This is a genomic window from Planifilum fimeticola (assembly GCF_003001905.1).
Lineage (GTDB): Bacteria > Bacillota > Bacilli > Thermoactinomycetales > DSM-44946 > Planifilum > Planifilum fimeticola.
Genome location: NZ_PVNE01000002.1, coordinates 16,272 through 39,681 on the forward strand (window position 1 = coordinate 16,272; position 23,410 = coordinate 39,681).

Sequence of the window (23,410 nt, forward strand, 5' to 3'; positions counted from 1 at the left end):
GAAGCGGTGTGGAACGGGCTTTGGGAGTGGATATCGGAGGGACAAAGGTGGCCGCCGGTCTGGTCAGCGCCGCCGGGGAATGTTTGCACTACACGGAGCTGCCCAGCGTTCCCGGCGACGGCGACGAGATGTTTCGGCAGGTGATGAGGGCCATCCGGGGCGTGATGTCCGAGGCCGGGGTGTCGCCCGACGGCATCCGCGGGATCGGCGTCGGTGTTCCGGGAAAAGTGGACCGGAAAAAGGGGCTGGCGGTCATGCAAAACAATCTTCCTTGGCGCGATTTTCCCTTGGCGGACCGGATCCAGGAGGAGATCCCCGGCCCGGTGGTGCTGGACAACGACGTTTGCATGGCCGCCCACGGGGAGTGGATGAAACGGGGGGGATCGGTGAAGGAAACCTTCGTCTATTTCACGATCAGCACCGGCATCGCCTGCTGCACCATCCATCGAGGGCGGATACTTCGGGGAACGGGATTTTCCGGGGAAATCGGCCTGGCGGTCTTTTCGCCGGATGGAGGCCGTCTGGAGAAGAAGGCGGCGGGACCGGCGATCGGACGGCTTGCTGGCGGGAAAGGCCCGGAAGCCTCCCGGCGGGTGATGGACCGCTTCCGGGAAGGCGACCTTCGGGTGGTTGCGGGGATGAACGGGGTGATCGAGGAGTGGGCCCGGGGATTGTATGCGATCATTTGTCTGCTGGATCCCCACCGGCTGGTGCTGGGGGGAGGAGTGATCCACCGCAACCCGTTCCTGTTGGATGAGATCCGCCGCCGCCTGGAATCCTTGGTCATTCCGGAACAGCGTCCGTCGCTGAACCGGATCTCCCTCACGGCGCTGGGGGAGAGGGCGGGATGTATCGGGGCCGGTCTACGGGTGCTGCGGGGAGAAACCGTTTCGTCCTGAGGGGGTGGAGGTATGGAAACCCAGAAACAAACCGAAATGGGCACCGGGATCCGCTGGGCGATCCCTGCGGTCAAGCGGCGCAGAGCTCGCCCCCTTTACCGGTATTGGCATCTCTATCTGCTGATTTTGCCGGGGCTTCTCTATTTTCTCGTCTACAGATACCTCCCCATGTTCGGGCTGGCCATGGCCTTCCAGGATTTCAGCCCTTTTTTGGGTTTTTTCGACAGCCCCTGGGTCGGCTTGAAGCATTTCAAGACGATGTTCGAGGATGAAGAGGCGCTCCGGGTGATCTGGAACACCCTGGAGATTTCCCTGCTTCAGATTTTGTTCGCTTTTCCGCTGCCCATCATCCTGGCCCTGATGATCAATGAGCTGCGCAATGCCGTGTACAAGCGGCTCATTCAGTCCATGGTCTATCTGCCCCACTTCCTGTCCTGGGTGGTGGTGGTCGGGATTTTCGTCGTCTTCCTCAAATCGGACGGCATTGTGAACCAGCTCCTGCAAGCGCTGGGATTCGGTCAAATTCCCTTTCTCACCAGCCCGGAATGGTTTAAGCCCCTCATCGTGTTCCAGGTGATTTGGAAGGAATCGGGATGGGGAACCATCATCATCCTGGCCGCTCTGGCGGGGGTCAATCCTCAGCTGTACGAGGCGGCGGTGATTGACGGCGCCAACCGCTGGCAGCAGATGTGGCACATCACGCTGCCCGCCATTCGCAGCACCATCGTCATTTTGCTGATCCTGCGGCTTGGCTCGGTGATGGATACCGGTTTTGAGCAGATCTTCCTGATGCTCAATCCCTTTACGATGGAAGTGGGGAACGTTTTGGACACCTATGTTTATTTCAAGGGGATTCAACAGGGGGATATCAGTTTTGCGACGGCGGTGGGATTGTTCAAGGGAGCGGTCGGCCTGATCCTGGTGGTGATCGCCAACCGCCTGGCGAAGCGGTTCGGTGAAGGGGGAATTTACTGAAGGAGGGAAGGGCGTGAGATATCGAAGCACCGGCGGGAAGATCGCGGATGCCATCAACGCCTTTGTGTTGCTGTTGATCGCTCTGTCGATGCTGTTTCCCTTTGTCTATATCTTCGCCGTATCCTTTTCCAGCTTGGAAGAGGTGCTCAAGAACGAACTGCTGCTTTGGCCCAAGGAATGGGTGACCGACGCCTATCGGTATATTCTTTCCTCCGAACAATTCATCCGGTCGTTTTTCGTCACGGTGTTCGTCACCGTTGTCGGAACCTTCGTCAACATGGCCTTCACCACCACCATGGCCTACGGTTTGTCCCGGCCGGTGCCCGGACAAAAACAGCTTTTGTTCATGGTGGTGTTCACCTTGCTGTTCAGCGCGGGGATGATCCCCACCTACATGGTGGTCCGGGCGACGGGGCTGATCGACAGCCTGTGGGCCCTGATTCTCCCGGCGGCCATCAACCCCTTCAATCTGATCGTCATGCGCCAATTCTTCCTCAACATACCGGAGGAGCTGCACGAAGCGGCCATCATCGACGGGGCGAACCACCTGCAGATCTTCTGGCGAATCATTCTGCCCCTGTCCAAACCGGCCCTGGCCGCCATCAGCCTGTTTTACGCCGTCGTGCACTGGAACAACTATTTCTCGGGGATTTTGTACATCAACGATCCCGCCAAGTGGCCCCTGCAGGTGATTCTTCGGCAAATCGTCATCGTGAATGAACCGAATGCGGCGCTCCGGGGCGGACAGCAGATGCTCGAAAATCCGCCCCCTCCCGAGACGGTGCAGATGGCGGCGATCCTGCTCGCCACCCTGCCGATTCTGTTCGTGTATCCCTTTTTGCAGAGATATTTTGTCAAGGGAGTCATGCTGGGTTCGGTGAAGGAATGACTCCCCGGGGCGTGCGGCCCTTCCGCAAAGATGTTTGCACCATGAAATGCCCCGCGTTCCGCCGGCTTTTGAGCTCGGGGCCCGGTCTTCTCCATGATGTTTGATGGCGTCAGGGTTGACCGCAGGCATGTGCGGTTAGAAAAAAGCCTTTTTTGCGGCCCCTGGTTGACAGCCATGAAAATGGAAAAGAGGCGAGGTTGTGATGGATCTCGGTGCCGGTGAGGTTGTACGCGGGGCAAAGCGCCTGAAGGGGCATTTTCCCGACTGTTCGGGAAGATGCCCTTGCTTCAATCCGTTTCGGATTTGGCGTATACTGATTTAGAGTGATTCCGCAAGGACAGATTACCGGGAGGCCTTATCATGCGCCACGAAACAGTGGATCTGATCTTTGATGCCGCAATAGAAGTCTTTGCCGAAAGCGGTTTTGACCAAGCGAAAATGGACGATATCGCAAAGGCGGCCGGAGTTGCGAAAGGGACCATTTACTATCACTTTAAGAGCAAAGAAGAATTGTTCGTCGGCTTGATGAATGAGGGAGTTCAAAAGCTGATTGACCGCGCCAGAAGGAATATGGAGCTGCATGCGTCGCCGACGGATCAATTGTTGGGATTGGTGGAAAATCAGATCCGTTTTTATGTGCAGAACGGAAAGCTTGCCAAACTGCTTTTGAGTGAAGCGTTTGGGACCAAGACAAGACAACTTCAGTTTCGGATAAAGATCGGCGAATATCTGCAGCTGATCGAGAAGGTGATTGACGAAGGGAACCGGATCGGTGAATTTCGGGTCAGGCATGTCCCGGAAGCGGCCAGTGCCATTTTCGGGGCGGCCAGCGTCGTGGTGCTGCAAAAATTATACAGCATGGATGAATTGGATCCCGCCCGGATTGAACGGGACATTCCGCCGATGATTGAGACGGTCCGGCACATGGTGATGTGCGGCATGAAAGATTCGTCGTGGCGCTAAGAGATTCATGGCTTGTGTGGAAGGCGAAAAGTAGTATAATATTATTTGTACTGACCAGTCAGTTTAACAGATCCCTGTTAGGGGGGGAAAGGATGAAAAGGAGGAAGGAGAACAACTTTTTGTTTCTGTCAGGACTCCGAGACCTGGAGCGGTTGTGGGCATCCAGGTCCATGCGGCTGGGATTGGTCGGAGTTCTGCTTGTTCCCCTGGTTTACTGCGTCATTTACCTGTCGGCTTTTTATGATCCGTACGAAAATCTGCAATACCTGCCGGTGGCATTGGTGAACGAGGACCAGGGAGCGGTTCGGGACGGGGAGAAGCTAAACGTCGGCGATGAATTGGTTGAGGAATTGCAGAAGGATTCCAAGGTGAAATGGGAACTGACCGACAGAAAAAACATGGAGGAAGGGCTTGACGAGGGGGCCTATTACATCGGAATCGTCATACCCAAAAATTTCTCGCAAGCCGTGGCATCCGTGGACTCTCCGGAACCGCTGAAGGGACGATTGGAATATCATGTGGACAAAAGCAACAACTATTTGTCCGGGACGATCGGAGAATCGATCCGACGCGAGTTGGAAATGAACCTGGATGAAAAGTTGAGCAAAATCTATGTGGAGCAGCTGTTTGCCCACATCTCCGATTCGGTGGAAGAGCTGCAAAAGGCGGCAGACGGAGCGGGATTGTTGGCTGAAAAAACCGGTGATGCCCGATCCGGCTCCCAAACCCTTGCCGAGGGCTTGTCCAAACTGGATCGAGGCGCTTCCGAAATTCGTGAGTATCTCCGGCTTTTTAACCAAAAAGCAATCCAGGCGGACCGGGAGATCAACAAGATTCCGATTGAGGACCTGGAGAAAGCGCAACGGGTCATTCATCAGGTGAACGATGAGATTCAAAGGATTGCCGGACTTCCGCTTCCCGAGACTCCTCCGGACCTCAGGGGGCTCCTTCTGGAAGGACAGGGGTCGGTGAAAAGGTCCGGGGATGAGGTCCGGAAAACGCAGGAAGCTTTATACCGGTTGATCGAAAAACATCCGGAGCTGGCGGAGGATTCAGCCGTTCTTTCCATGAAGGATTCGCTTAGAGAGGCGGAGAGGAGAAATGCTTCGGGACAAAATCACCTCGATGACATGAATCGAGCCATTCCCGAATGGGAAAAGCATTGGGAGAAATTTCTAAAAGAAAGACAAAAAATTGCACACCAGGCAGAGCAGTTGACGGAGCGGGTGGATCAGGCCGTGGCGAAGGCCAAGGAACTGAAAGGAAAGGCCGGCCGGATTGTTCAGGCTTCATCCCAGCTGTCTGACGGACAGCAACAGCTGGTAAACGGCATCCATCAGCTGGAGGCCGGGGCGGAAACCTTATCGGAGGGATTGGGAAAAATCGAATCCGGACAAAGGGAACTGGCTCAAGGCTTGAAAGATGGGGCGGAGAAAGCGAAAGGCGAACTTAAGGATCCCGAAAAAAAGGAAGATGTGATTTCGGATCCGGTGGAGATCCGGGAGAATGTTCATCATGATGTCCCGAACTATGCAACCGGATTTGCCCCGTATTTTATCTCCCTTTCCCTTTGGGTGGGAGCCATGCTGTTATTTACGGTGGTGGATCTGTATCAGGTGTTTTCGTACCGCCAAGAGCCGCTTTCCGTGACTGCCGCATGGCTGATCGGCATCGGTCAGGCCGTGCTGCTCATCACGGCCGTTGTATGGGGGCTGGGAATTCAACCGGAACTCCCGGCATGGCTTTACCTGTTCGGTATCCTGATGTCCATCACCTTTATCGCTCTAAACCATATGCTCAACGTTTTCCTGGGAAATGTGGGCCGCTTCCTGTCGATTGTCATTTTGATGCTCCAGCTGGCATCCAGCGCCGGAACGTATCCGCTCGAGCTGTTGCCCGCGTTTTTCCGCGAGGTCCATGAATATTTGCCCATGACCTACACCGTCCAGGGGCTGCGCGCGATCCTGTCCAGCGGGAATGCGGATACAGTGGTACATTGCGCGCATATCTTGCTCGGGTTTCTGACGGCGGCCGTTCTCCTCGCCCAGTTCCATCTTCAGATCGGAAAGCCCTGGATGAAAAAAGGCGTGCGTCAGATCAAAGCCGTATTCCATCGCGCATGATTAAAGCGCCCGGTTTTTCCGGGCGCTCTTGCCGCAGGGGACACGCAGCCATCCACGGATCGATCCGCAGGAGCATCCACGGGCCAGTGTCATATTTTTGTGCTATGATGATGGGTGAAGACGCCGGTTCATTCACCAGTGGATGCATAACGAGGTGGAAGCGGGGTTACAAGATGGGAAAACGGATCCTGGTGGTTGATGACGAGCCGTCCATTGTCAAACTGGTCCAATTCAACCTGGAAAAGGAAGGGTTTGAGGTGGACTGCGCCTATGACGGGCAGACCGCGCTGGAAATGGCGGAGCGGGAGCCGCCGGATTTGATGGTGCTGGATTTGATGCTCCCCAAGATGGACGGATTGGACGTCTGCAGAAAGTTGCGCAAACGGGATGTACACATCCCCATCCTGATCCTGACGGCAAAATCGGACGAATTCGACAAGGTGCTCGGACTGGAGCTGGGGGCCGACGATTACATGACGAAGCCCTTCAGTCCGCGGGAACTCATCGCCCGGGTGAAGGCGATTCTGCGCCGGATGGAAGCGATTCGGGAAGCGGGGAACGCGGGCGAGAGGGACGGTCGCATTGCGGTGGGGGATCTGATCGTCGATGTGGAAGCCTATGAAGTGATCCGGAATGGGGAAACCGTGGATCTTACCCCGAAGGAATTTGAGCTCCTGGTCTATTTGGCCCGTCACCGGGGCAAGGTCCTCTCCAGGGATCAGTTGTTGAATGCCGTGTGGAATTACGATTTTGCGGGAGATTCCCGCATCGTCGATGTTCACGTCAGCCACCTCCGGGATAAAATCGAGCCCGATGCGAAGCATCCCGTCTACATCAAGACCGTTCGGGGAATCGGGTACAAATTTGAAGGACCCAGGGAAAAATGAAGACCCTGCACGCTCAGATCAAATCGATGTTTCTCTTGTGGATCGGCCTGTCCGTTCTCGCTTCCGGTCTGTTCGTCACCTGGCTGCTGGAAAGTTCCTATCGGGAATCCCTGATGAACCGGGCGGCCAAGGAGGGGGCCCTGGCCGCATCCTCCCTGGAGGAAAAGCTGTCCGGAGATGCGGTTCAGAGCGTGGCGGAGCAATTGGGTCGGACCCTCGATGCACGGGTGATGGTCGTGGGCCGGGACGGGAAACTGCGGGGGGATTCGCAGGGAGACCCGGCGGATGCGAACCGGTTTGTCGAGGATCCGGAGGTGCGCCGGGTTCTTCGGTCCTCCCCGGAACAGCCCGTCTCCTCTATTCGGGAGGGGCGGATCCATGTGGTGGCTCCCGTGGCGCGAGGCGGGAGCGAGGCGGGGGCCCTCCTGATCGTGTATGATCCGGAAAAGGAGAAGACCTCCCTGCGCCATGTGGGTTATTCACTGGTGGGCGGTTTGGCCGTCGCCTACGTCCTCGCAGCTTTTGCCGCTTCCCGGCTGGCCAAGCGGTTGACCTTGCCCCTCGGGGAGATCGCCCAGGTGGCCGTCGATATCGCCCAGAAGCAGTTTCACCGCCGGGTGAAGGTGAGGGGCCAGGATGAGATCGCCCGACTGGGTGAGGCCATCAACCGGATGGCCAAGAGCCTGCAGAGTCAGATGGATGCCCTGCGTCAGAGCGAGCGGCGCCTGGCCGGCGTCATCGACACGATGGACAGCGGGCTTTTGCTGGTGGATGCCGACGGAAAGGTGAACCTGGCCAACCGGGCCTTTGAAAACATGATCGGCGTTCAGGCCAGGAAGATCGTGGGCAAGCCGTACACGCAGCTGACGTATCCCTACGAGCTGGCCTCCCTCATCGACAAGTGCAGGGCAACCGGCGGTCGAATCCGGGAGGAACTCCAGGTTTATTATCCCGAGGAACGCATCTTGTCGGCCCACTTCGCGCCGATGGAGGGTGAGAGGGGAACGGTGGGATTGGTCGGCGTTTTTCACGACATCACGGCCATCCGTCGTCTGGAGAAAATGCGCTCGGAGTTTGTGGCCAATGTCTCCCACGAGCTGAAAACCCCGATCACTTCGCTGAGGGGATTTGCCGAAACCCTGCTGGACGGAGCGATGAACGATCCGGAGACGTGCCGGGAATTCCTCCAGATCATCCACGACGAGAGCCTGCGCCTCCAACGGTTGGTCAGCGATATTCTGGACCTTTCCCGCATCGAATCCAAACTGCAGTTGAAATGGGAAAAGGTTCCCGTCGGCGAGATTATCGAGTCGGCGACGAAGACGGTAGAGGAGCAGATGCGAAAGCGGGAGCTTACCCTCGACATTGTGCTCCCCGAATCCTTTACCGTCCTGGTGGACAAGGATCGTTTCCGGCAAATTCTCCTCAACCTGCTGACCAACGCCATGGCTTACACCCCGGAAGGGGGAAAGGTGACCTTGGAAGCGCGACGGGAGGCGGAACGCTGGTGGATTCGCGTGGCCGATACGGGAATCGGGATTCCGGAGGAAGATCTGCCCCGGATCTTCGAACGCTTTTACCGCGTCGACAAAGCCCGTTCCCGGGAGTCGGGCGGAACCGGCCTGGGACTAGCGATCGTGAAACACCTGGTCGAGGTGCATCGGGGGGAAATTCGGGTGAAAAGCCGGGTCGGAGAGGGAACCGAATTCAAGCTGATCTTCCCCTTCAAAGAAAAAGAAAAAGAGGATGAATAACGGGGATGCGGGGTGTCGCTTCAGACTTTTGGAGCGGCACCCCTTTTGCATGTGCGGATGAAGTTCGGCCCTTAACACAAACTTTACAATGCATTTATAAAGGGACAAAAGAGAAACGTTATAGTGGGACGTGATGAGGAACCACATCACTTTTCGAGGGGGCCATCATCCGATGTTCAAGCGCGGAGTCGCTCTTTTCGGGTCCATTGTCCTTGCTGTCGGCCTTCTGGCCGGTTGCGGGCAATCCAACAAGGCGGAAGGGGGCGGTGAGGGCCTGTCCGGCGCCGTGAAAATCGACGGATCCAGCACCGTCTATCCCATCAGCCAGGCGGTCGCCGAGGAATTCATGGTGGAAAATCCCCAGGTGCAGGTGACCGTATCGGAATCCGGAACCGGCGGGGGGTTTCAAAAATGGGTGGCCGGCGAGACGGACATCAATGACGCCTCCCGTCCCATCAAGGATGAGGAAAAGAAAAAAGCCGCCGAAAACGGCATTGAACCGATCGAGATTCCCGCCGCATACGACGGAATCACCGTCGTGGTCAACAAGGACAACGATTTTGTGGAAGAATTGACCGTCGACGAGCTGAAAAAGATTTGGGAGCCGGACAGCAAGGTGAAATTTTGGAGCGACGTCCGTCCCGAGTGGCCGAAGGAGCCGATCAAGCTTTACGGCCCGGGCACTGCTTCCGGCACCTTCGGATACTTTACGGAGGCCATCGTAGGTGAAGAAGGGAAGAGCCGGACGGATTACACGGCGAGTGAAGATGACAATGTGCTGGTTCAGGGGGTCTCCGGGGACAAATACGCCCTCGGCTACTTCGGATACGCCTACTACACGGAAAATAAGGACCGATTGAAAGCGGTGAAGATCGACGGCGGCGACGGCCCCGTCGAGCCCACCGAACAGACGATCAACGACGGAACCTATTCTCCTCTCTCCCGGACCGTCTTCATCTACGTCAGCAACAAAGCCATGGAGCGGCCGGAAGTGAAGGAATTCGTCAAGTTCTACATCGAAATTGCCAAGGACCTGGTCAAGGAAGTGGGTTACATTCCGCTGCCGGATGCGGATTACGAGGAGTCCATGAAGCGGGTGGAAGGAAAATAAAGGATAGCCAATCGTTCCGCTCCCCGGCCCTTAGCCGGGGCAGCGCGCTTTTTTCGTGATCGATAAAGGAGAGGGGAGTCGGTCGGATGTCCCAGGTTGCAAACAAGGGCTTGTCGGCTTCCGGCGGCCGTTTTCGCAGGCCGCGGACGTGGCGAAATGCGGTGGAGTCGGTCATCCCCAGGATTCTTTTGATCTGCGCTTTTTTGTCCGTGATCACCACCTTCGCCATCCTTTTGACGTTGCTGTTTGAAACGGCTTCCTTTTTTGAGGAAGTTTCCATCATCGAATTTGTCACGGGAACGGAGTGGACGGCGCTGTTCAGCGGGGATCAGCAGAAATTCGGCGTCCTTCCCCTGGTGGCGGGGACCCTGCTCGTCACCGCGGGGGCGGCGATCGTGGCGATGCCGATCGGTCTTGCCAGCGCCATTTATCTCAGCGAATACGCACCGGACCGGGTGCGACGGGTGTTGAAACCCGTCTTGGAGGTCTTGGCTGGAATTCCGACTATCGTCTACGGTTTTTTTGCCCTGACCTTCGTCACCCCGCTGCTGAAAAAATGGATTCCCAATCTGGACACCTTTAACGCGCTGAGCGCCAGCATCGTCGTGGGGATCATGATCATTCCCCTGATCGCATCCCTCAGCGAGGATGCGATGATGGCCGTTCCCCGGAGCATTCGACACGCGGCCTATGCGTTGGGCGCGACGAAGTTGGAAGTGGCCCTTCGGGTGGTGGTTCCTGCCGCGTTGTCCGGCATCGTCTCCTCCTTCGTTCTCGCCCTCTCCCGGGCCATCGGGGAGACGATGATCGTCACCATCGCCGCCGGTTCAACCCCCGTGCTCACCTTCAACATGCTGGAATCGATCCAGACGATGACGGCATACATGGTGCAGGCGGCCACAGGGGACATCGCCTACGGGAGCATTCAATACAAATCCCTTTATGCGGTGGGCATGACGCTCTTTCTCTTCACTCTGGCAATGAATCTTTTGGCGCAATACATCGCCCGGAGCTTCAAGGAGGATTACTGATGAGCACCGAGGAGATCGCAGTGAAGGAGGTACCGAAATCGGAGCGGGAGCGGGGAAAATCGGGGGAAGCATCCGGCCGGATCCGTTTTCGCCGGTGGAAGAACCGTTTGGCTCACGGGGTCTTTCTGATGGCCACCCTTGTCGGCGTTGTCGTGCTGGCCCTTCTCCTCGCGGACATCATTCGCAAGGGATGGTCCTGGATCGATGCCGATTTCTTCAACCGCTTCGCTTCCCGCATTCCCGAGCGGGCGGGGATCAAAGCGGCCCTGTGGGGATCCCTGTGGCTGATCTCCATCACGGCCCCCCTCACCTTCCTGTTCGGGGTGGCCACCGCCATTTACCTGGAGGAATACGCTCAAAAGGGGCGGCTTAGCCGGTTTATCCAGCTCAATATCAGCAATTTGGCCGGCGTTCCCTCCATCGTTTACGGAATCCTCGGGTTGACCCTGTTCGTGCGCTGGCTGGCTTTTGGGCAGAGCGTGCTGGCGGGAGCGCTCACGCTGACCCTGTTGGTCCTGCCCATCGTGATCGTGGCCGCCCAGGAGGCGATCGCCGCCGTGCCCCAATCGCTGCGCCAGGCCTCCTACGCCATGGGAGCCACCCGTTGGCAGACGATTCAAAAGGTGGTCCTTCCCTACGCCTTTCCGGGCATCCTGACGGGGACGATATTGGCCCTCTCCCGAGCGATCGGGGAGACGGCCCCGCTGATCATGGTGGGGGCGGTCACGTTTATCGCCTTCACGCCGGGAAGCGCCTTTGACGGGTTTACCGCGTTGCCCATCCAAATCTGGAACTGGACGAGCCAGCCCAAAGCGGAATTTCACGAACTGGCCGCCGCCGCCATCATCGTGCTGCTCGCGGTCCTGTTGTCGATGAACGCCTTGGCCATCTACCTGCGCAACAAGTTTCAGCGGAAGGTGTAAGGGAGGAGATCGGACGTGGGTCAAACGGCGATCGAGGTTTGCAATCTGAATCTCTTTTATGGGGATAAACACGCTCTGAAGGACATCAGCATGACCGTCGAAGAAAACAGCATCGCGGCTTTGATCGGCCCCTCCGGTTGCGGAAAGTCCACTTTCCTGCGCACGCTCAACCGGATGAACGACATGATCGAGGGCGTGCGCATAGAAGGAACCGTCGAGATTCACGGTGAAAATATTTACCATAAGGACGTGGACGTGGAGATGCTCCGAAAGCGGGTGGGGATGGTGTTTCAGGCACCCAATCCCTTTCCGAAGAGCATCTACGACAACGTGGCTTACGGGCCGCGCATCCACGGGATCCGAAACAAAGCGCGGCTGGACGAAATCGTGGAGAAAAGCCTGAGGGCGGCCGCCCTGTGGGATGAGGTGAAGGACCGGCTGAAGGATCGCGCGACGGGGCTGTCCGGAGGCCAGCAGCAGCGCCTGTGCATCGCCCGCGCGCTGGCGGTGGAGCCCGAAATCCTCCTCATGGATGAACCCACGTCCGCCCTCGATCCCATTTCCACGGCGAAGATCGAGGAGCTGCTCCAGGACTTGAAAAAGAAGTACACCATCGTCATCGTCACCCACAACATGCAACAGGCCGCGCGGATCTCCGACAAAACGGCTTATTTCTTGAACGGCGTGCTGGTGGAATACAGCGACACGGATAAACTGTTCTCCAATCCGGAACGGAAAGAGACCGAGGATTACATCACCGGCCGTTTCGGATGAGAGAGGGGAGGCTTCCCAGGTGATCCGACAGTTTGAACAGTCCCTGCAGGACGTGAAAAACCTGCTGCTGCAAATGGGGGAAAAGGTGGAGGTCGCCATCGACAAGGCGGTCAAGTCGCTGGTCAACCTGGACAAAAAGATGGCCCGGGAGGTTTTGGACAGCGATTCCGAGCTGGACGAGCTGGAGAATCAGATTGACGACATGGTCGCCAAGCTGATCGTGACTCAACAACCGGTGGCCAAGGATCTGCGCCGGTTGATCGCGGCGATGAAGATCGCCACCGACATGGAACGGATGGCCGACTACGCCTGCAACATCGCCCGGGTGACGATCCAGCTGGTGGAAAGCGGACAGCCGCTGTTCAAAAAGCTGGAGGACATCCCCCGGATGGCGCGGATCACCCAGCAGATGGTGCACGACGGGATCAACAGCTACATCGACGGAAACGTGGAGCTGTCCAAGCGGCTGGCCGATCGGGATGACGAGGTGGACCGGTTGTATCACACCGTGGTAAAGGAGCTTCTGGAGCGGATGATCCAGAAACAGCAGTTTACCGAAGCGGCCCTTCACTTGAGCTTTGTCGCCCGCTATCTGGAACGGATCGCCGACCACGCCACAAATGTCGCTGAAAGCATCGTCTACATCGAAACCGGCAAACGGGCCGATTTGAACTGAAAAAGAGGAACGCCCCCGCCGTCAGAGGTGCGGGGGCGTTTTTTCGGTCGGATCGCGGGAAAGCCTTATTCAACGACTTTTACATTGAACACATCGTTGTTCAATATCCGGTCATACGCATACCACGCCGCCAGCCAGTTTCCTCCCGCCCGGTTGGAATCCGCGTCAATGTACCGAACGGAAAATTTGCCGACGTCTTCGGTATAGGACCCTTGCCAGGTGGACGCAAAAGGAAACTCGTCACACTCGCTGTTGGCGGGTCTGGGTATCACACCTTCTCTGCTCAATTTCCGACACCAGTCTCTCAAGACATTCTTCTTTGCTGATGAAATCACAGGAGTATTTCGGCGGCACCCATTGATTGGCGATTTTTACGGGGGATTCACCTCTACCGGATAAGTGTCCTTGGTTTGGGCATCCTCCTGTTGCAGGGAGGTCAAGGTACTGAAGGATTGGCTCTCCGCTTTCCCCGTGGACAAGTTCAATTCCTCCGGAGTAGAACCCTCTTCAGCCTGTTTTCCAACTCACCCGCTTTATCGGCATCACCCCTTGCGGTGCTTGGGCATCCGTTGCTCCGGGCCATGCGACCAGGGTGAGCAGCATCACCAATGCCATGGATCGGTTTAACCACCGCTTATTCATTTGATCCCCCATTCCATCTCTTGGGAATAAAAGAGTTACACCGCATTGTGCTGAAAAGCACCATAAAAAATTCCAAAAAAATTTCAGGGTTGACCAGGACGATTCTTATTCGGAGAGGGCCGGCTTTGAAAGGCGGCAAAAAGTGATGCTGACGGCGATTTCGGTATCTCCCTGCGCTGAAAAATCGCCTGTATCAAAGGGGCTATGCACCGGGAAGAACCGATCTTATAATAGAATTTGCAACAGATACATACAGGGAGGGTGGAAATGTTCAAGCGAGTCTTGGCCAAGCTGGGCGTCGGTTCCGCCACGGTGAATCTGCTCTTGAACAGGGATGAATACACGCTGGGAGATACGGTGGAAGGGCAGATCCTGGTCGAAGGGGGAACGGTCGAACAGCACATCAACAAGATCGATGTGGACCTGGTCATGAGCGTCCGGGCGAAGGAGCGGGTGTTCTCCCACTCCGTCGAAACCGCCTCCTTCCACACCCCCTTTCGCGTCGCGCCTTCGGAGAAAAAGGTGCTTCCCTTCACCTTCACCCTGCCCAATAACCTCCCCGTTTCGGGGAATGCGGTCCGGTACGATTTTGTCACCCGCCTGGATATCGCCGACGGGATCGACCATTCGGACCGGGATCCCGTTCGTATTCTTCCGCCCGAGAGGTTGAACCGTGTCTTGAGGGCCCTGGGGAGTCTCGGATTCCGGGAGAAGCACGATTCCCGCTCCTTTGACGGATACGTGCAGGAGTTTGAATTTTTCCCGACCGATTTCATGAGGGAGCGGATCGAGGAACTGGAATTCGTGGCCGCCCTCGAGGAAGACGGCATCCGGCTGCTCCTGGAGGTGGATCTCCGCACCCTTTTCGGCCGTGAGAAGGAATTGAAAAGGGAGGTTCTGCTGGAGAATTCGTTGCTGGAGGATGAATCCGCTTTGGCCGGACATCTCCGGGGGCTGATCGGGGAAATGGTGGAAAATCCCGAGAGGTTTTCCGGATTTCGGTTTGGCCATCGTGCCCATCCGCACCAGACCTTTTCCAAATACGGGGGAGCGATCGGCGGACTGGCCGCCGGGATGTTGGGAGGCCTGGTTCTCTCCGAGCTGATGGAAGAGACGGGGGAGGCCGTTGAGGAATTGGGTGAAGCCTTCGAAGATGTCGGCGATTTGTTTGGGGATTTCGATATCGGCGGAGAGGACTGATCGAAAGTGATCAGCCGCCGCGATCATCTGGACGGTTTCCGATCCGGAAAAGACCTTTCCTTTTATTCCCGATCCGGATCAGATTCTCATCGAAATTGCCAGATATGAGGATTGATGCGGAGCGGCAACGGAGGCCGTCCGGGATTGCAACCCCCGGGGAAAAGACCCGGGGGTTTTGCCTTGCCCGTCACGGGGATCGGCTGGATACGGAAGAACCCTCGTGATACAATAGGCTTGATTCGCGATGAAGTGTTCGGTGCCCCGCCCCGATGCCCATCGGATAGATTATGGAACCGGTTCGGACGGAGGATGGTTATGGATAAACTGGTTTTGATCGACGGGAACAGTATCGCTTTTCGGGCCTTCTACGCCCTGCCCCTCCTGACCAACGGGAAGGGCGTTCACACCAATGCGGTGTACGGTTTTACCATGATGCTGATGAAGGTGCTGGAGGAAGAGAAGCCCACCCACATGCTGGTGGCTTTCGATGCCGGGCGGATCACCTTTCGGCACAGCGATTATCAGGAATACAAGGGAACGCGCGCCCAGACTCCCGCCGAGTTGTCCGAACAATTGCCGCTGATCCGCGAAGTCCTGGATGCCTTCGGCATCCGCCACTTTGAGGCGGAGGGGTACGAGGCGGACGACATCATCGGCACGCTGGCCAAAAGCGCCGAGGAAAAAGGGATGAATGCCCTGATCGTCACCGGAGATAAGGATCTGCTGCAACTGGTGACGGACCGGGTGACCCTGCTCCTCACCCGGAAAGGCGTGACAGAGGGGGAGCGGTACGACCGGGAAGCGGTTTGGAAAAAGTATCAATTGACCCCGGCGCAGATCGTCGACTTGAAGGGGCTGATGGGAGACGCCTCGGACAATATCCCCGGGATTCCGGGAGTGGGGGAAAAGACCGCCCTCAAGCTTCTGCACCGGTTCGGCTCCGTTGAAGAGGTGCTGGACAAGGTCGACGAATTGACCGGAAAGCTGCGGGAGCGGGTGAAGGAACACGGCCGGCAGGCCCGGATGAGCAAGGATTTGGCCACTATTTACTGCGACGTTCCCCTCGGCTTTTCCGTGGAGGATACCCGCTACGAGGGGTATGACCGGGGCCGCGTCGCTTCCATCTTTGAACAGCTGGAGTTCAAGTCCCTCCTGGAGCGGATCGGCGGGGAGGAGTCGGGTACGGGTACGCCCCGGAAACTGAGGGAAGTGGAAGTTCACATTGTGGAACCCGAGGACCGGGACCGGTGGAATGATTTTCTGGAAAGCTCCTTCCTCTCCCTCTGGCTGGAGACGGACGGGGAAAATTACCACCGGGCGGAGATCATCGGTCTGGCCCTTTCCGACGGGGAGACCCACCTGTATGTTCCCTGGCGCACCGCCCGGGAATGGGAAGCCCTCCGCCGCTTTCTGGCCGACGAAGGAAGGGAAAAGACCGCCTTCGACGGCAAGCGGCTTCGGGTGGTCCTGGAGCGGCAGGGATTCGACGTCAACGGATTGACCTTCGATGCGCTTCTGGCTTCCTACCTGCTGGATCCCTCCGAATCGGGGCACAGCCTGAGCGACATGGTCAAGCGAAAGATGGACGGATCGCTTCCCTCGGACGAAGAGGTGTACGGGAAAGGAGCGAAGCGCCGGCTTCCGGGGGAAAAGGAGCTGGCAGAACACCTGGCCCGCAAGGCGGAAGCGCTGAAGCGCCTTGATCCCCTGCTCAGGGAGGAAGTCCGGGAGACCGGCATGGAGTCCCTGCTGTTCGAGACGGAGCTGCCCCTTTCCCAGGTGTTGGCCAGAATGGAGCTGCACGGGGTCCGGGTGGACCGGGACCGGTTGCTGGATCTGGGCGAGGAGCTGAAGGAACAGGCGGAGGCGCTGACCCGGCAGATCTACGAACTGGCGGGGGCCGAATTCAACATCAATTCCCCCAAGCAGTTGGCGGAGATCCTGTACGACAAACTGGGGCTGCCCGTGCTGAAAAAGACCAAGACGGGCTATTCCACCAGCGCCGACGTGTTGGAGAAGCTGGCGTCTCAACACGAAATTGTCGAGAAGATCCTTCATTACCGGCAGATCATGAAGCTGATCTCCACCTATGTGGAGGGGCTGCTCAAGGAGATCGACCCGAAATCCGGAAAGATCCACACCCGCTTCAACCAGACGATCACGGCGACGGGGAGGCTCAGCAGCACGGAGCCGAACCTGCAGAATATCCCGATCCGGCTGGAGGAGGGGCGGCGGATTCGGCAGGTGTTCGTTCCGTCGGAGGCGGGTTGGCAGATCCTTTCCGCCGACTATTCCCAGATCGAGCTTAGGGTTTTGGCCCATCTTTCGGGAGACGAGTCCCTGAAGAGGGCGTTCTCGGAGGACATGGACATCCACACGAAGACGGCGATGGATGTGTTCGGCGTTCCGGAGGACGAGGTGACCTCCCTCATGCGCCGGCAGGCCAAGGCGGTCAATTTCGGGATCATCTACGGCATCAGCGATTACGGATTGTCCCAAAACCTGAACATTCCCCGCAAGGTGGCGGCGCAGTTTATCGATCGCTACTTCCGAAGCTACCCCGGCGTGAAGGAATACATGGACCGCGTGGTGGAGCAGGCGCGGAAGGACGGTTATGTCACCACGATGCTCAACCGGCGCCGGTACCTTCCCGAGATCCGTTCCCGCAACTACAACCGCCGCAGCTTTGCCGAACGAACGGCGATGAACACGCCGATCCAGGGATCGGCGGCGGACATCATCAAGACGGCCATGGTCCGACTCCACCGGGAGATGGAGAAGCGGCGCGTGCAAAGCCGCATGCTCCTGCAGGTCCATGACGAGCTGATCTTTGAAGTGCCCGAGGAGGAACTGGAGGAGATGAAAAGCCTGGTGAGGAGCGTGATGGAGCAGGCCGTTCCGCTGTCCGTACCCCTGAAGGTGGACATCCACACGGGACAAACCTGGTACGAAGCCAAGTGACAGGAGGAATGGTCTTGCCGGAGCTGCCAGAAGTGGAAACGGTGAAACGGACCCTGAAGCGGTTGATTGTCGGAAAAACTGTTGAGGACGTGGATGTGTTCCTGCCGAAAATCGTCAAGGAACCGCCCGATGTCGATCTGTTTGTTGAGCGGCTGCGCGGGAGGAAGGTAACGGGACTGGGCCGGAGGGGAAAGTTTCTCAAGATCTTTTTCGATCCCTGGGTGCTGGTGTCCCACATGCGCATGGAGGGCAGATACCGGCTCCTTCCGCGGGAGGAACCGCTGGAAAAGCACACCCACGTCGTGTTCCGCTTTACGGACGGAACCGATCTGAGATACCGGGACGTCCGCCAGTTCGGAACGATGCATCTGTTTCGGCGGGGGGAGGAGGAACGACATCCTCCGCTGAACAAACTGGGGCCGGAACCCCTGTCCGAGGAATTCACATGGGAACAATTTCGGGAGAGGATGGCCGGCAGAACCACCCGGCTGAAGGCCCTTCTTCTCAACCAGGAGTTTCTGAGCGGATTGGGAAACATTTACGTGGACGAAGCGCTGTTTGAAGCGGGTCTCCATCCCGAGCGTCCCGTGCCGTCCCTCTCCGACGAAGAGGTGGAGCGGCTGTTCAGGAGCATCCGCTCCACGCTGGCAAAGGCCGTGGAGGCGGGGGGCTCCACCGTCCGTTCTTATGTGGACGGGAACGGGGAGATGGGCATGTTTCAGCTGCAAATCCAGGTGTACGGGCGCCGGGGAGAGCCCTGCCCCCGGTGCGGGGAGCCCATTCGGCGCCAGGTGGTCGCCGGAAGGGGAACGCACCTCTGTCCGAAATGCCAACGGTGAGGCCGATGGGGAGAAGCCTTCCTGAGAGGGAAGGCTTTTTGCTTTTCTTTGACCACCCCGGGACCGTGATCCCGTTGCACGCAAAAAAATATTTTTATTCAGAAACGGGGAGGAATTTGGTATAATGGTCTCGAAAACTTATTCAATGAAGTTTAATATCATTAGCGAACTCGCCGTTTGATTCCGTTTTGGGTGCGCTTTCATCCTCATTTATTCCGTTTCTTATTCAACTCAGTTTATAAATTGGAGGTGATGCGACTGCTTCGCGGAGATCACCATTTGGTGAAACAAGTGAACCGAACGCAGGTGCTGGATCTGTTTCGCACGTTGGGCCCCTTGACGAAGTCGGAGATTGCGGAGCACACCCGGCTTACCTTTGCCGCCGTGTCCAAAATTGTAAGGGATCTGGAGTCCTCGGGTATCATCATTCCCCAAGGGGAAGGGAAATCCAGCGGGGGCCGGAGACCCGTCCTCTATGCCCTCAACTCGGATGCCCTTTATGTGGTGGCGGTGGACGTGTCGGTGGAGGAGATCCGGGTGGCTCTCATGGATGTCCACACCCGGATCGTCGGCGAGCGGCGCTTGCCGGCACCTCCGGGGAAAAAACCCCGGGATTACACATTGCTCGCCGCCCGGGCGTTTCGCGAGCTGGTGAAGGAATCCGGGGTGGATGAAGGAAAAATCATCGGTTGCGGGGTTTCCACGCCGGGACCCGTCAACGCCCAAACCGGGGAAATCTTTCATCCTCCGAACCTTCCCTGGGACGTCGTTCCCTTCAAGGATCTGATGGAGGATGCCCTGAAGATTCCGGTCAAGGTGGAGAAGGATGCCAACCTGTCCGCCCTGGGGGAAAGGTGGCGCGGGGCGGGCAGAGATGTGGAAAACCTGATTTACATTCTCGTCGGGGAAGGAATCGGAGGCGGCATCGTCATCGGGGGTTCCCTGTATCAGGGGAGCCTGTTCGGGGCGGGAGAGATCGGCCATGTTACGGTGGATATCGACGGGTTTCGCTGCAACTGCGGCAATTACGGGTGTCTGGAGGCGATGGCTTCCGGATTGGCCATCGTGCGAAGGGTGGAGCGGGAGCTCCGCCGGGGGGCGGTGAGCAGCGCCTATCCGGAGGACGCGGAGTCGATCACCCTTCCCGTGGTGCTGAAGGCCATTCGGGAAAGGGATGATCTGACCTGTCGCATTTTTGACGATTCCGCCCGGATGCTGGGCATCGGCCTCACCGGCGTTCTCAACTCCTTCGCCCCGGAGAAGGTGATCATCGGCGGGAAGATGGTCCGGGCGTATCCGAAGATGGTGGAGATCGCCGCCGACATCACCCGGAAGCGCGTCGTATCCGTGCTGAGGGACCGTGTGTCGGTCGTTCCCGGGGAGCTGGGTGAAGACGCTTCGTTGATCGGTGCCGCCGCTTTGATGATGGAGGATCTTTTTACCCTGCATCTCTGACAGGGAGGGAGAAGCATGAGAAAAGCGTTGATCTTGTGTGCCGCATTGCTGTTGGTGTTGGTCCAGACGGCCTGTTCTTCCCAAGGGGAAGGCGGAGGGAAAGTGGAGCTGACCTACTGGCCCGCGGCCAACCCCTCGGAAGTGGAATTTGCCAAGGAAGTGGTCAAGGAGTGGAACGAAAAGCACCCCGACATCCAGGTGAAGATGGAGCCGCTTCCCGCCAGCCGTTCTTCGGAGGAGGTCATCCTGACCTCCATCGCCGCGGGAACCACTCCGGACATCACCTCCAACATCAATCCGGGGGCGTTGGGGCAGTTTGTGGAAGCCGGAGGGATGCTGGCCATCGACGAGATTGAAGGGGCGATGGAATATATCTCGGAACGGACCCCGAAGGAGACCGTGGAAGCCTTCAAGTCCGCCGACGGGCATCTCTATCAGATCCCCTGGAAGGGCAATCCCGTCATGATCCTTTACAACAAAAAACACTTCGAGGAAGTGGGGTTGGATCCGGAGAATCCGGACATCGGCACCTATTCCAAGTTCCTGGAGGCGGCCAGAAAGCTGACCCGCGACAAGAACGGCGACGGGAAGCCGGATGTCTGGGCGATCAACCCCAACGTGGAACAAACCTGGTGGCAGCGGTTTTTCGATTTCTACCCCTTCTATTTGGCGGCTACGGGGGGAGAGACGCTGCTGAAGGACGGCAAGGCGGCCTTCAACAATGAAGCCGGATTGGAGATCGTCAAATTGTTCCGCACCCTCTTCGAAGAAAAATTGGCTCCCAATTCCACCTACAAGGAAAATCTCTTGGCCAAAGGAAAGGTCTCCATGACCATCACCGGCCCCTTCGCTTTGCCGGATCTGAAGAAACAGGCGCCGGACATGGAGATCGGCGTCGCTCCGATCCCGGTTCCCGACGGTCAGGATGGGAAAGAGGTAATCACCTACGGCGATCCGAAAAACATCGGAATTTTCAGCACGACCAAGCATCCCAAGGAAGCCTGGGAGTTCGCCAAGTTCCTGATCAGCAAAGAGAACGATCGCAAATTCCTGGAGATGACCCAGCAAATCCCCTTCCGCAAAGGGATCGATCAGGATCCGGATACGAAAAAGTTCTTTGAGGAGAATCCGGCGCTCAAGGCCTTTGCCAAACAGGCCCCCTACACCCGGGCGACGGATGATTCGGATAAGCTGACGGATATCTTCGACGCCTTGTCCCTGGAATATCAACAGTCGGCGGTGCTGGGGAAGAAGTCTCCGAAGGAGGCCCTGGCCGAGGCGGAAAAGAAAGTCAACCAACTTCTTAAGAGATGACGGGGCTGACGGATGGTTCCGTTCAGAAGAATGGGTCCCCCAGTCTTCTCGGCCCGGGGGACTTCTTTATACGCGTGAAGAGTCCCGGGGAGGGAAATCCCTCCCCGGAGACTTGCCGGGAGGTGACAACGGTTGAAACGGAGCGTCCGATCCGCCTATCTTCTGATCGCGCCCTATCTGTTGTTTTTGTCGGTGTTTTTGATCTATCCCATTTTCTTTTCCGTCTGGCTCACCTTTCACGATTGGAACATCGTGTCGCCGGAGATTCCCTTCGTCGGGTTGGAAAATTACCGTCGACTGATCGGGGATGAACTGTTCTACAAGGCCCTGTGGAACACCTTCCGCTTCATTCTGATCAACATCCCGCTACAGATCGTCATCGCCCTGCTGCTGGCCGTCGCCCTGAACCAGCCGATCAAGGGAAGGGGATTTTTCCGGGCGGCCTACTTTCTCCCGGTGGTTACCTCCGGGGTCGTGATCTCCTTTCTCTGGTCGTGGATGCTGTCGACGGACGACGGGATCATCAACGAAGTGCTGGGGTGGTTCGGAATCGGCCCCATACCCTGGCTGACCAGCGAAACCTGGTCCATTCCTTCCCTCGCCTGGGTGGCCGCCTGGAAAAACCTCGGGTATTATGTGGTGATTTTTCTGGCCGGCCTGCAGAGCATCCCGAAAACCCTGTACGAGGCGGCGCGGATCGACGGGTCGGGACCGGTTCAGACCTTCTTCCGGATCACCTTGCCCATGTTGAATCCGGCGATGCTGTTGGTGCTGGTCATGTCTACGATCAACGGGTTTCAGCTGTTCACCGAACCCTTCATTATGACCGGAGGCGGACCGGCCAACAGTTCCCTGTCCGTGGTGATGTACATCTACAAAAACGCCTTTCAAAGCCTGGACATGGGGTATGCCGCGACCGTCGGGCTGGCGCTGGCCCTGATCATCCTTACCGTGTCCCTCTTGCAGAAGAAGATCCTGGAGCGGGATGCCTACTATTGATCGAGGAGGGAGGAGATCGAGATGAACGCCGGACCTGGAAGGTGGTTGAAAACGGGGCTTTTCTACCTGGTGCTGCTGGCCGGTGCCGTCCTTTTCATCTTTCCCTTCTACTGGATGGTGTTGGCCTCGATTAAAACGCCCCGGGAAGTGTTTGACCTCAATTTGATTCCTTCGGAGATCACGTTTCAAAGTTACACTTACATGCTGGACCGGATCCCGGTGGGAAGGTCGCTGTTCAACAGTTTTCTCTTCGCCGGCGGCGTCACCCTGATCACCCTCGTGGTGACCTCGATGGCCGGCTATGCCTTGGCCCGGCTCAAGTTTTGGGGAAGGGACGCGCTGTTCTCCGTCGTCCTCCTGACGATGATGATCCCTTTTCAGCTGCTGATGATTCCCCTGTATGTAATCGTGGTCAAGCTGGGATGGATGAACTCCTACGCCGGACTGATTTTTCCGGTCTCCGTCAATGCCCTGGGCATCTTCATTTTCCGGCAGTTCTTCCGTACCGTTCCCCAGGAGCTGATCGATGCGGCCCGGATTGACGGAGCCGGGGAATTGCAGATCCTGTTCCGGGTCATGCTGCCCCTGTCCAGACCGGCGATGATTACGGTGGCGATCCTCACCTTTATGGGACCGTGGAACGACCTGTTGTGGCCCCTTTTGGTGACCCGGGACCAGGAGATGATGCCCCTGGCCCAGGCGGCCACCCTGTTCGGGCTGGAGGGTCAAGGAGGGCAGTGGGGGAGTATTATGGCAGTGACCACCATTCTCGCCCTTCCCGTCGTACTCCTTTATCTCTTCTTCCAGCGGTATTTTATCGAAAGCATCAGCAACACCGGGATGAAGGGCTGAACCCGAAGCGGTCCCGGATTTCGATCCAAAGGGCGATCTTCTTCATCGGAGGGGAGCGGTTCCCCTCCGGCACCCCGGGGATGAGAGACATCGTATCACGAGGTTGAATCAAGGATTGCAGACGAGTCGGGAGGTTGGATGCC

General features: G+C 57.5%; 20 protein-coding genes. 19 read left to right on the top strand and 1 reads right to left on the bottom strand.

Annotated features, from left to right (window positions below):
• Window positions 1-8 precede the first annotated feature (8 nt).
• The 12 genes from CLV97_RS01495 (at window position 9) to phoU (ending at window position 13,005) form a co-directional block, all read left to right on the top strand.
• Window positions 9-899, top strand: coding sequence for an ROK family protein (locus CLV97_RS01495; RefSeq protein WP_170070324.1), 891 nt, complete (start codon window positions 9-11; stop codon window positions 897-899).
• Between the two features lie 12 nt (window positions 900-911).
• Window positions 912-1,874, top strand: coding sequence for an ABC transporter permease (locus CLV97_RS01500; RefSeq protein ID WP_425440533.1), 963 nt, complete (start codon window positions 912-914; stop codon window positions 1,872-1,874).
• A gap of 13 nt (window positions 1,875-1,887) precedes the next feature.
• Window positions 1,888-2,763, top strand: a complete 876-nt coding sequence (locus CLV97_RS01505; protein WP_245891317.1) for a carbohydrate ABC transporter permease — start codon at window positions 1,888-1,890, stop codon at window positions 2,761-2,763.
• A 360-nt stretch (window positions 2,764-3,123) separates the two neighbouring features.
• Window positions 3,124-3,726, top strand: a complete 603-nt coding sequence (locus CLV97_RS01510; protein ID WP_106343767.1) for a TetR/AcrR family transcriptional regulator — start codon at window positions 3,124-3,126, stop codon at window positions 3,724-3,726.
• 92 nt (window positions 3,727-3,818) lie between these two features.
• Complete coding sequence (locus CLV97_RS01515; RefSeq protein WP_106343768.1) at window positions 3,819-5,849, top strand: YhgE/Pip domain-containing protein; 2,031 nt, start codon at window positions 3,819-3,821, stop codon at window positions 5,847-5,849.
• A gap of 173 nt (window positions 5,850-6,022) precedes the next feature.
• Window positions 6,023-6,736: a response regulator transcription factor gene (locus CLV97_RS01520; protein ID WP_106343769.1), complete on the top strand. Its 714-nt coding sequence runs from the start codon at window positions 6,023-6,025 to the stop codon at window positions 6,734-6,736.
• A complete protein-coding gene (pnpS, locus tag CLV97_RS01525; RefSeq protein WP_106343770.1) occupies window positions 6,733-8,490 on the top strand; it encodes a two-component system histidine kinase PnpS in 1,758 nt (585 codons plus the stop codon). The genes CLV97_RS01520 and pnpS overlap by 4 nt, the downstream gene beginning before the upstream one ends.
• Window positions 8,491-8,662: 172 nt before the next feature.
• Entirely contained in the window at window positions 8,663-9,601 is a 939-nt protein-coding gene (locus tag CLV97_RS01530; protein ID WP_106343771.1) for a PstS family phosphate ABC transporter substrate-binding protein, read from the top strand.
• Window positions 9,602-9,687: 86 nt separating this feature from the next.
• Window positions 9,688-10,632, top strand: coding sequence for a phosphate ABC transporter permease subunit PstC (gene pstC / locus CLV97_RS01535; protein WP_106343772.1), 945 nt, complete (start codon window positions 9,688-9,690; stop codon window positions 10,630-10,632).
• Complete coding sequence (gene pstA, locus CLV97_RS01540; protein ID WP_106343773.1) at window positions 10,632-11,555, top strand: phosphate ABC transporter permease PstA; 924 nt, start codon at window positions 10,632-10,634, stop codon at window positions 11,553-11,555. Before pstC ends, pstA begins: the two co-directional genes overlap by 1 nt.
• A 15-nt stretch (window positions 11,556-11,570) precedes the next feature.
• Window positions 11,571-12,329 (top strand): phosphate ABC transporter ATP-binding protein PstB, encoded by a 759-nt coding sequence (gene pstB / locus CLV97_RS01545; RefSeq protein WP_106343774.1) that lies wholly within the window; start codon window positions 11,571-11,573, stop codon window positions 12,327-12,329.
• Between the two features lie 19 nt (window positions 12,330-12,348).
• Window positions 12,349-13,005, top strand: a complete 657-nt coding sequence (phoU, locus tag CLV97_RS01550; RefSeq protein WP_106343775.1) for a phosphate signaling complex protein PhoU — start codon at window positions 12,349-12,351, stop codon at window positions 13,003-13,005.
• Window positions 13,006-13,070: 65 nt separating this feature from the next.
• On the opposite strand, the gene CLV97_RS01555 is transcribed toward phoU, so the two are convergent.
• Complete coding sequence (locus CLV97_RS01555) at window positions 13,071-13,277, bottom strand: NucA/NucB deoxyribonuclease domain-containing protein (protein ID WP_170070325.1); 207 nt, start codon at window positions 13,275-13,277, stop codon at window positions 13,071-13,073.
• Between the two features lie 637 nt (window positions 13,278-13,914).
• On the opposite strand from CLV97_RS01555, the gene CLV97_RS01560 reads away from it, so the two are divergent.
• The 7 genes from CLV97_RS01560 to CLV97_RS01590 all read left to right on the top strand — a co-directional run bounded on the left by CLV97_RS01560 (window position 13,915) and on the right by CLV97_RS01590 (window position 23,267).
• Window positions 13,915-14,847 carry a sporulation protein gene (locus tag CLV97_RS01560; protein WP_106343777.1) on the top strand — a complete coding sequence of 311 codons (933 nt, stop codon included), beginning with the start codon at window positions 13,915-13,917 and terminating at the stop codon, window positions 14,845-14,847.
• Window positions 14,848-15,162: 315 nt separating this feature from the next.
• Window positions 15,163-17,808 carry a DNA polymerase I gene (gene polA, locus CLV97_RS01565; protein WP_106343778.1) on the top strand — a complete coding sequence of 882 codons (2,646 nt, stop codon included), beginning with the start codon at window positions 15,163-15,165 and terminating at the stop codon, window positions 17,806-17,808.
• 14 nt (window positions 17,809-17,822) lie between these two features.
• Window positions 17,823-18,647: a DNA-formamidopyrimidine glycosylase gene (gene mutM, locus CLV97_RS01570; RefSeq protein ID WP_106343779.1), complete on the top strand. Its 825-nt coding sequence runs from the start codon at window positions 17,823-17,825 to the stop codon at window positions 18,645-18,647.
• A gap of 252 nt (window positions 18,648-18,899) precedes the next feature.
• Window positions 18,900-20,102 carry an ROK family transcriptional regulator gene (locus CLV97_RS01575; RefSeq protein ID WP_106343780.1) on the top strand — a complete coding sequence of 401 codons (1,203 nt, stop codon included), beginning with the start codon at window positions 18,900-18,902 and terminating at the stop codon, window positions 20,100-20,102.
• 15 nt (window positions 20,103-20,117) lie between these two features.
• Entirely contained in the window at window positions 20,118-21,416 is a 1,299-nt protein-coding gene (locus CLV97_RS01580) for an ABC transporter substrate-binding protein (protein ID WP_106343781.1), read from the top strand.
• A gap of 132 nt (window positions 21,417-21,548) precedes the next feature.
• On the top strand, window positions 21,549-22,415 hold the full coding sequence (locus CLV97_RS01585; protein ID WP_106343782.1) for a carbohydrate ABC transporter permease: 867 nt from the start codon (window positions 21,549-21,551) through the stop codon (window positions 22,413-22,415).
• Window positions 22,416-22,436: 21 nt separating this feature from the next.
• On the top strand, window positions 22,437-23,267 hold the full coding sequence (locus tag CLV97_RS01590) for a carbohydrate ABC transporter permease (protein WP_106343783.1): 831 nt from the start codon (window positions 22,437-22,439) through the stop codon (window positions 23,265-23,267).
• The last annotated feature ends 143 nt before the right edge of the window (window positions 23,268-23,410 follow it).